Origin of the sequence: Novimethylophilus kurashikiensis (assembly GCF_003112435.1) — a bacterium.
GTDB classification, from domain to species: domain Bacteria; phylum Pseudomonadota; class Gammaproteobacteria; order Burkholderiales; family Methylophilaceae; genus Novimethylophilus; species Novimethylophilus kurashikiensis.
This window is the reverse complement of the sequence record NZ_BDOQ01000013.1, coordinates 227,844-237,415: the sequence shown is the minus strand read 5'-3', so window position 1 is coordinate 237,415 and position 9,572 is coordinate 227,844. Positions and strand designations below refer to the sequence as shown.

Here is a 9,572-nt window from a genome sequence, read left to right as displayed (position 1 = left end):
AAAAACCGCCAAAACCCGTAGCCCCGCCCCTGCCATACATATACATGGGGAAGATGGTAGATGAAAGCGGACTGAGCATTTTCCTGACGCGAAACAACAAGCCTTATGTGGTCCACGTAGGCGACATCCTGGACAATCAGTACCGCGTGGAATTGATCAAGCCGCCAATGATGGAATTGACATACCTGCCCTTGAAGGAAAAACAAGTGCTGAATATCGGAGCAACTAAATGATTCGTAAAGTTCCTGAATTTGTTGTTACTTGCATGACATTGGCATTAATGAGTGGTTGTGTCACAGATCAAACGTTCAGCAAAAAAAGTGAGGCTGCTGAAAAGGTCAAAGAGGCCAATGAGAAGTTTGATCACATTACAAACCTTATGAGCGACGCTGATCAGGCCATCAAAGCAGGAGATTACAGCACCGCAAAAAAATCATATGAAGCTATCTTAGTAATAGAGCCCAACAATCCTCGAGCACAAGCCGGGTTGAAGTTGATTGAAACGAACACCCGACATCATGCGCTCATCAGCGAAGCCAAGGCACTATTTGATCAAGGCAGTATAGACAATGCCAAACTAAAACTACGGCCAGTCTTAGTAGAGAATCCGGGGCAGGCTGAAGCTCGCGCACTTATGCAAGCGATTGAGGCTCAATCCACCAAAGATCAAATCACTCCCAAAAAACTCAAACCACCTCGCAGCAAAACCGTCACCCTCGACTTCCGTAACGCGTCATTACAGAATGTTTTCGATGTCATTTCAAAAACAAGCGGCATCAACTTCGTCCTTGACCCCTATATTCGTCAAGATTTGCAAGCATCGATTTTCGTAAAAGATGCTTCCATCGAGGACGTAATTGATTTTCTGCTAATGATGCATCAGCTCGGGAAAAAGATTCTGACCGAGAACTCCATCATGATTTACCCCATGAATCGGGCAAATGTTTATGACGACTTGGTTCTGCGTAGTTTCTACCTCAACCATGCCGACCCGAAACAAACGATGGCGCTCATCAAATCAATGATGCCGATCAAAGACATCATCGTTGATGACAAGCTCAATATGCTGACGGTGAAAGCTACCTACGATCAACTAAAAGATGTCGAGAGACTGATTATTAATGAGGACTTGCCTGAACCAGAGGTTGTGCTCGATGTTGAGATTCTGGAAGTAAAACGTTCCCATTTGAGCGATCTGGGTATTATTTACCCCAATCAATTTTCCATCACTGCAAAATCGACGGGTACCACCGCCACATCGTCGTCAGGATTAACATGGCACGATTTGACCCATGTCGGGCCGGGAAACATTAGCGTATCACCCACTGCTACGCTTAATCTTTTGCATCAGGACGGCGATACCAATCTTCTCGCCAACCCCAGGATCAGAGTCAAGAATCGGGAAAAAGCAAAAATCCACATTGGCGACAAAATTCCCATCGAAACAACGACCATCTCATCCAGTAGCAACTTTGCGAGCAAATCAGCGAATTATCTCGATGTCGGCTTGAAGTTGGACGTTGAGCCTCGCGTTATGCTCAACAACGAGGTTTCCATCAAAGTTAACTTGGAAGTCAGTAATGCAACACAAACTGCCGGATCGACATTTCCTACGGTGAATACCAGAAACACCAGCACCGTGTTGATGACCGGCGACGGAGAAACCCAGATACTCGCCGGCCTAATCAATGATGAGGATCGAAAAAGCGCGAATAAAGTCCCAGGACTCGCCAACATTCCACTCCTCGGTCGATTATTCACGGACCAAAGTGACAGCCGTGCTAAAACCGAAGTTGTTTTGCTGATAACACCGCATGTAGTGCGGAATATTCTTCGCCCGGACGCTAGCAACATCGAGTTTTATGGTGGAACCGGTGTGAGATCGACTCCGATCAACTTTAATCCCATGTCCGCATTGCAGCAATTTATTGGCGCACCTACAGCAGCTCCAGCTGCGCCTAATCCAGCTGGCGGACAATCTGCCCCTACACCGAACTCGGCGCCCTCGACCAGCCCTGCGGGAGGCTCATCCAGTAGTGATGGGCCTCAACCGCTTGGCAAACCGGTAGGCGTAGAATAAATACTTGCAATGCGCAAATTGGAGCGTCAACTTTTTGGCATGCGCGGCTTCACGCTGATCGAGACCCTCATCACGCTCGCGATTCTGGCACTATTAGCAACGCTTGCGGTTCCGACATTGGAACTCACGATTAAACGACAGAAGGAGCAGCAGTTACACGAGGCATTGCGCACTATTAGGGAGGCAATTGATGCCTATAAGAAAGCCGCCTCTGAAGGAAAAATTGCTATTAAAGCCGACGAAACTGGCTACCCCCCTAGCTTAAGCGCTCTGTATGAGGGCGTTCAAGATGCGACTTCCCCACAGAAAAAAATGATTTTTTTTCTTCGTCGGCTTCCTCGTGATCCGTTTTACCCAGAGACCAGTGCGGCTCCCATCGATACTTGGGGTAAACGAAGTTATGAAAGCGATTATGACACTCCGAGGGAAGGTAAAGATGTTTACGATGTGTATTCACTCTCGCCGGATACAGCAATCGATGGCACCCCTTACCGAACATGGTAGCCATGAATACAGTCTGTAAAAAGGGATTCACCCTGATAGAAATGCTCGTGGTGATGGCTATCATCGGTACACTACTGGCCTTGGTTGCCCCACGCTATTTCAAAAGCATGGAGCATGCACGCGAAACCGCATTGAAACATGACCTCGCTGTGACGCGTGAAGCCATCGGCCGTTTCTATTCCGATTTAAACCATTATCCTCAGAGTCTCGATGAACTCGTGCAACGCCGTTACCTGAAAACGATTCCGATCGACCCTATTACAGGCAGCAGCGAAACTTGGATTATCACCCAGCCTCCAGACCAAGCACAATCTGGCGTCTATGACATCTCAAGCGGCGCTGAAGGTGTTGCCAGTGATGGTACAGAATTCAAGAGTTGGTAGCATGCATCGTCATGGAGGCTTCACTTATTTCGGCACGATGTTCGTGGTTACGCTCATCGGACTGGCGCTCACAGGAGCCGCCGCAATATGGCAAGTGGAACGGCAAAGGGAAAAAGAAGCAGAACTTCTTTTCGTCGGACAGCAATATATCGAGGCCATCGCAAGCTATTATCACGCGGCCCCCAACGGCATAAAAAAATATCCTCGTACATTTGCCGATTTGTTGCGTGACCCACGCTATCTCAACATTAAACGTCACTTGCGTAAACCCTGGCATGACCCGCTCACCGGTTCCGCAAAATGGGGAGTCATTAAAACAAAACAGGGCGGCATTGCAGGAATCTACAGTACCGCCACAGGAAGCCCGCTTAAACAAGCCGGATTCGGACCTTTAGAATCTTTATTGACCGGGAAAACAAGCTATGCGGAATGGAAATTTGTATACATTGCTGCTGCCGATTCATCAGACACTCCATCCGCCAATGAGCAGCAAAGCTCACTCGATGCAAATAACGATTCAGCCGCAGAAACTGGCGATGCATCGAATGCATCCGATGAATCAACAGAAGAAGAAACCGGAGAAGAATTACTGCAAGGCCATGAACAAATGAAACCATGAGGCCTTGCATTCGCATGCCTGGCTAAAACACGCATAAAAAAGGCAAGCGGAACACCGCTTGCCCTCATGCCTCAATAACTTAGATTAAGGCGCAGCGACAGACCAAACACCTGTCACGGTATTCGGGCAACCAGGATGTGCCCAAGCGCTCCAATAGCCGCTGTCTTGGGTTCCGGTCCCAAAAATCATCTCATCCCCAACAGTACCGGGGAGTGTCGTAGGCGCGCCACCACCCGGCAACAAGTTTGCGGTAGTAATACCGACGCCAGCGGGCTCCATTCCCAATGTTGAACGAATCACCCAGGCAAATGCATGGTCACGGCAAGAAGTATCGCCGGACACACCCACGGCACCGACCTTGACGCCGTTCTTATATAGGGCAAGACCGCCGCCAAAAACATTCACACCGCCAATACGCTTGTTCTTGAGGAAATCAGCCCAGGTACCGTTATTGGTCGGATCACCACCATATGCACGCGAAGCGTCAATAGGGTTGCTATGCTGCAAACCGTACAAGCTATTGCCTGGTTGAACTGGAGTATAGAGATTGGCCGTTGAAATGGCGTAACCATTGAGACTGAAAGCATTTGCAGTATTAGCCTTTTGTGCCGAAATAATACGACTTCCAAGCCATTCGTTATTCCCTGCAGCAGTGCCACGTGTTCCAGTCGTAGCTACTTGGCAAATCTTGCCCGTCTCATCAACGACAGTAGCCCACATATCCAAGCCGTAACCACCGGTAGAGGCGGCTTTAGCAGCTCCCATTGCAGTCAACAAAGAATCACGTGGAATATCCGAGCAAGCTGCTTGTGCCAACTGGGATGCGCCCATCATTAGCAAAGCAGTCCCCACTGCCAATCCTAATTTCTTGTTCATCATGCTTATCTCCCTTCCAGAAGAAGTTAACGAGGTGAAAGTACCGAAGTACGGAAGGGATTATAGGAGGCCGTTACTTTGCCAAATCTAAACCTATTCTTAACAGAAGCTTAGAATAGTCTTACAGGTGTTACTAACATGGTTACATACATTAACTTATTAAAACTAACTTATACTGTAAGAAATCGCTTACATTAATCAATAAACAACGGGACAAACCCCAATCATGGTTAGCGAGTTAAGAAAACTTAAACCGACGCAACGTATCAGAATCCAAGTTTTCGGAGCTTTTCTCATCGAGCAGGATGGCCAACAGCTCGACATGGAGGGGCTCGGTTATAGCAAACCAATTGAGCTGTTGAAGTTTCTTATTGCCTATGGCGGGCATAACGTTTCTACCGATTTCATCGTTTCCAAACTATGGTCCGATTCAGACGGCGATCATGCCAAGAATTCGTTCGATGGTACCTTGCATCGCTTACGCAAGATTCTCGGTTGCCGTGATGCATTGGTTTTAAATTCGGGCTTGCTAAGTATCAATGAAAAGATATGTTGGCTGGATCTGTGGATTTTCGATCGTTTGGCTATTGAGGTGGAGGAGGAGTTACGGAATGCCTTGTCACAGGAGCAGATGCGCGACTATACCCATAAGCTGTTAGGTATTGTGCGCGGCCCTTGTTTATGGCTTTCGAGCGATTCGCCCTGGGTCTATATCATTCAGGAAAAGACCAAGACGCGCTTTTTGCGATTGGTGCTGGGATTGGGCGCGGCATTGGAGAGCGCGAAGCAATACGACGAAGCCATTCTGCTCTACAGCACTGCACTGGAATACTACCCGTTGGCGGAAGAAGTCTGCCTTAAGCTGGTCAAGGCTCGCATCGAGCAAGGCTTGTGCGCCGAAGCCATCATGGTGTTCCGCAAGTTCAGCCACGTGTTGAGCGAATCGCTCGGGCTCGGCCCTTCCAAGGCCATGCAGCAAGTCATTTCAGGCATCATGCCGGCGAAGAGCTGATCCTGTTCTAAACCTTCAATTCACTCCAGGCTTTTTCCAGACGTTTTGCCGATACCGGGAACGGGGTTTTGAGTTCCTGGGCGAACAATGAAACTCTCAACTCCTCGATCAGCCAGCGGAAATCCAGCAGTTCTTCCGTGTCCTTGTTGGCTTTTCTATTTGCCTCCAACCGCTGTTCGTAGCGGTTCCACAACTGAGCAACCGCCTCCGCATGGCGAGCATCACGATCAGGCGCTGAAGGATATTTCTCCAGTCGCAAACGCATGGCCTTGAGATAGCGAGGCAGATGCTGCAGACGCTCCCAAGGCGTGCGTGAGACGAAATGCTTGTAGAGTAATCGCCCAAGCTGTTCCTCGACCTCGCGTTTAAGGCGAGACATCGGTGTGGGTAAACTGTTGAGCTTGGCGATGAGCGGTTGATACTCAGCAGCGATAGCCTGAATTAATCTGGTTGCCGCATCAGTGACCGCAGGCAGCCGCGTTCTGGCGCGCTGCTTCAGGTTCATGAATTCCTGGTTGCTTCGCGGCAGCTCGTCCTCGCCGATAAAGGCACGATCGGCAATCGCGGTGAGCATGTCTTCCTGCAAATCGTCCGGACTCATGATGTTGCGCAACTGCAAGGCATATTGCGTGAAACCGGGCAGCCCTTTGGAAAGCTGCTTCATCTGTTCCTTGAGTTCGAAGCGCATCAAGCGGCGTACGCCGGCACGGTGCGCTTGCAACGCCGCGCTTTCTACGTCGAACAGCCTAACCGCCACCGATTCCTCGCAATCTTCCAACGCGGGATAGCCTGTGAGGCGCTGTCCGCCGCGTGTGAAATCGAGCTTTTTCGGCAGATCGCCGAAATCCCACTGCTTGATGCCTTCGCGTTCGATGCCGGGCGAAGCATCTCTGAATGTGAGCTGCGCAGCCTGCCCCAGTTGGTTCTTGAGTGCGTTCCAGTCGCGGCCCATGGCGAGTTCGCGCTTGGCGTCGTCCACCACACGGAAATTCATCAAGTGATGATCCGGAATCTTTTCGTGATCCCAATCGGCGGCGGAAATATTGAGTCCGGTGCGTGCCTTGATGAAATCGGCCAACGCCTCTTTCACGCCCTTGAGCTTGGGCGTGCTGGTCGGATTGGAGGGCACGGTTTCCAGGAATGCCGTCACGAAATCCGGCACCGGCACGCAAACGCGGCGGAAGGTCTTGGGCAGCGCCTTGACGAGGTACGTAATCTTTTCGCGGATCATGCCCGGCACCAGCCATTCCATGGGCGTAGGGTCGAGCTGGTTGAGCAGATGCAACGGCACCGTGGCCGTCACGCCGTCCAACGGGTGGCCGGGTTCGAAACGGTATTTGAGCGCCAGCACGACCTTTTCGCCGGAGGATGGCGAAACGACATGCATGGACTCGGGAAATTGCGCTTCCGTGACCCCTGTCGCCCCATGCCGCATCAAAGCTTCGCGTGTGAGATACAGCAGCTTGGGATTGGCCTTTTCCGCATCCTGGCGCCATTTCTCGAATCCGGCGCCATTCACGATACCTTGGGGGACGATGGCATCGTAGAACATGAAAAGTTGATGCTCGTCCACCAGCACGTCCTGACGACGCGCCTTGTGCTCCAGCTCCTCGATTTCCGCGATCAGCCGACGGTTGTGCTCGAAGAAAGATGCACGGGTATCGAACTCCATGTTCGCCAGCGCCTCGCGGATGAAAATCTCGCGCGACTCCTTGGGGTCGATCGGCCCGTAATGCACGCGGCGCTTGGGAATGATGGTCAAACCGTAAAGGCTGACGCGCTCCCAGGCCGAAACCTGCGCCAATTTTCGATCCCAGCGCGGATCGGAATAATGGCTCTGCGTGAGGCCTCGCGCCAGCGGCTCTATCCAGTCCGGTTCGATCTTGGCGACACAGCGCGCATACAGCTTGGCCGTTTCCATCAGCTCGGCTGCCATGATCCACTTGGGCCGTGCTTTCTTGAGACCGGAACCCGGGGCGATGGAGAAACGGATGCCGCGAGCACCTAAATAGCTGTCTGCCTCGCCGTCCTTGAAGCCGATGTTGCCGAGCAAGCCTGCGAGCAAGGCACGATGCACTTGATCGTAACCGGCTGGAATCTCGTTGGGCCGGAATTCCATGTCGGCCACGATACCGGCCAGTTGGCCATGTAACTCGCGCCATTCCTTAAGGCGCAGGAACGACAGGAAATTATCGTGGCACTCCTTGACCAGCAGGCGGTTGGATTTCTTGTGCTTGAGCGCCTCGTCGAAGAAATCCCATAGCTTGAGGAAACCCAGAAAATCGGAGCGCTCATCGGCAAAGCGAGCATGGGCACGGTCGGCCGCTTCGCGCTTGTCCATGGGCCGCTCACGCGGGTCCTGAATCGCCAAGGCGCTGGCGATGATGAGGATTTCGGTGAGGCAGTTCTCGGCCTTGGCGGCGAGGATCATGCGCCCCACCTTGGGGTCGAGCGGCAGCTTGGCGAGCTGGCTGCCGATCTGCGTCAGCTTGTGCTCAGCATCTACCGCACTCAGTTCACGCAGCAACTGGTAGCCGTCGGCGACAAGGCGCGAGGACGGTGCTTCAATGAACGGAAATTCATCGACGGGGCCAAGCCGGAGCGCTGCCATGCGCAGGATGACCGAAGCCAGGGATGAACGCAGGATTTCAGGATCGGTAAACTCAGGGCGGTCGTTGAAATCCGCTTCGGAATACAACCTGACGCAAACGCCGTTGGAAACCCGGCCGCAACGGCCGGCACGCTGCCTCGCAGCCGCCTGTGAAATCTTCTCGATCTGCAACTGCTCGACCTTGGCGCGCGTGCTGTAGCGATTGACGCGGGCCAGACCGGTATCGATGACATATTTGATGCCGGGCACGGTGAGCGAGGTTTCCGCCACATTGGTCGCCAGCACGATACGGCGTCCGCCTGAAGGCTTGAACACGCGCTGCTGATCTTCGAGCGAAAGTCGCGCAAACAGCGGCAGGATTTCCGCGCCGGGCGGGTGATGCTTCCTTAAATGTTCGGCGGTATCGCGGATTTCGCGCTCGCCGGGCAGAAACACGAGGATATCGCCGCCACCGAGGCGGGAAAGGTCATCGACCGCATCGAGGATGGCCGCTTCCATGCTTTCCTCTCGCTCGTCCTCCTCCAGCCAGGACAAAGCACCAGCGAGAGGCTCGTTGCGAGGAATACCGTGGACCGTATCCTCGCCGCTTTCCGCCAGCCGCACGCTGGGTTTCTGTGCCGTTTGCTTGCTGCCGCCCAACGGTCGATAGCGGATTTCGACCGGATAGGTACGACCCGAGACTTCGATTACGGGCGCGCCATCGAAATGCTGCGAAAATCGATCCGCATCGATGGTCGCGGAGGTAATGATGACCTTGAGATCAGGCCGCTTGGGCAGTAGCTGCTTGACGTAGCCAAGCAGGAAATCGATGTTGAGGCTGCGCTCGTGAGCCTCGTCGATGATGAGCGTATCGTAGGCATCGAGGAAACGGTCACCCTGTGTTTCGGCGAGCAGGATGCCGTCCGTCATGAGCTTGATGTAACTGCTGCCGGAAAGCTTGTCGGTAAAACGCACCTTGTAGCCGACGGTCTGGCCGAGCGGCGAGTTAAGCTCGGAAGCGATGCGAGATGCCACCGAGCGCGCTGCAATGCGTCGAGGCTGGGTGTGACCGATCAGTCCCGCCGCTCCCCGCTTCAGTTCCAGGCAGATCTTGGGCAACTGCGTCGTCTTGCCTGAGCCCGTCTCGCCGCAAACGATGACGACTTGATGCTTGGCGATAGCCGCGGCGATCTCGTCCTTTTTCTGGTTGACAGGAAGATTATCCGCAAACTCGGGCTTGGGCAGATTGGCGATACGCTCGCGCAGCTTCTCCATGGAAGCCTGCATCTGCGCTGCGATCTCGGCCAATAGTTTGGGCATGCGCTCGAGATCCTGCGGCTTGCCCTGGTCGAGCCAGCCCTTGGCCTGCTGCAAACGGCGGCGCAGCGGCTGGCGATCCGCCAGCATGCATTGCGGCAGTTGCGCTTGCAATTGGGAAATGAATTGTTTGGGAGAAAGTGAGGAAGACTGGGTCATAAGCGGCGCAATTTTATCACGCGCTCCCCAGC

The 9,572-nt window shown here is 53.0% G+C and carries 7 protein-coding genes and 1 pseudogene; 6 read left to right on the top strand and 2 right to left on the bottom strand.

The genetic code is table 11. The annotated features are described in order from the left end of the window. The 5 genes and pseudogenes from NMK_RS13710 to NMK_RS13690 all read left to right on the top strand — a co-directional run. Positions 1–233, top strand: a pseudogene (locus NMK_RS13710) (hypothetical protein); the annotation flags it as partial. Further along, positions 230–2,080 (top strand): secretin GspD/PilQ domain-containing protein, encoded by a 1,851-nt coding sequence (locus NMK_RS13705; protein WP_109016313.1) that lies wholly within the window; start codon positions 230–232, stop codon positions 2,078–2,080. The pseudogene NMK_RS13710 and the gene NMK_RS13705, both read left to right, overlap by 4 nt. A gap of 9 nt (positions 2,081–2,089) precedes the next feature. Continuing rightward, complete coding sequence (locus tag NMK_RS13700) at positions 2,090–2,584, top strand: type II secretion system protein (RefSeq protein WP_227871498.1); 495 nt, start codon at positions 2,090–2,092, stop codon at positions 2,582–2,584. 2 nt (positions 2,585–2,586) lie between these two features. Beyond that, positions 2,587–2,967 (top strand): type II secretion system protein, encoded by a 381-nt coding sequence (locus tag NMK_RS13695; protein ID WP_181376288.1) that lies wholly within the window; start codon positions 2,587–2,589, stop codon positions 2,965–2,967. Between the two features lies 1 nt (position 2,968). Then, entirely contained in the window at positions 2,969–3,586 is a 618-nt protein-coding gene (locus tag NMK_RS13690) for a type II secretion system protein (RefSeq protein WP_109016311.1), read from the top strand. A gap of 84 nt (positions 3,587–3,670) precedes the next feature. On the opposite strand, the gene NMK_RS13685 is transcribed toward NMK_RS13690, so the two are convergent. Beyond that, the gene (locus NMK_RS13685; protein ID WP_227871497.1) at positions 3,671–4,465 is read right to left on the bottom strand and encodes a GlcG/HbpS family heme-binding protein; all 795 of its coding nucleotides are present in this window, start codon (positions 4,463–4,465) and stop codon (positions 3,671–3,673) included. Between the two features lie 223 nt (positions 4,466–4,688). Between NMK_RS13685 and NMK_RS13680 the strand changes: the two genes are divergently transcribed. Further along, the gene (locus NMK_RS13680) at positions 4,689–5,474 is read left to right on the top strand and encodes an AfsR/SARP family transcriptional regulator (protein WP_109016310.1); all 786 of its coding nucleotides are present in this window, start codon (positions 4,689–4,691) and stop codon (positions 5,472–5,474) included. 7 nt (positions 5,475–5,481) lie between these two features. On the opposite strand, the gene hrpA is transcribed toward NMK_RS13680, so the two are convergent. After that, entirely contained in the window at positions 5,482–9,540 is a 4,059-nt protein-coding gene (gene hrpA, locus NMK_RS13675; protein WP_370848825.1) for an ATP-dependent RNA helicase HrpA, read from the bottom strand. Positions 9,541–9,572: the final 32 nt, after the last annotated feature.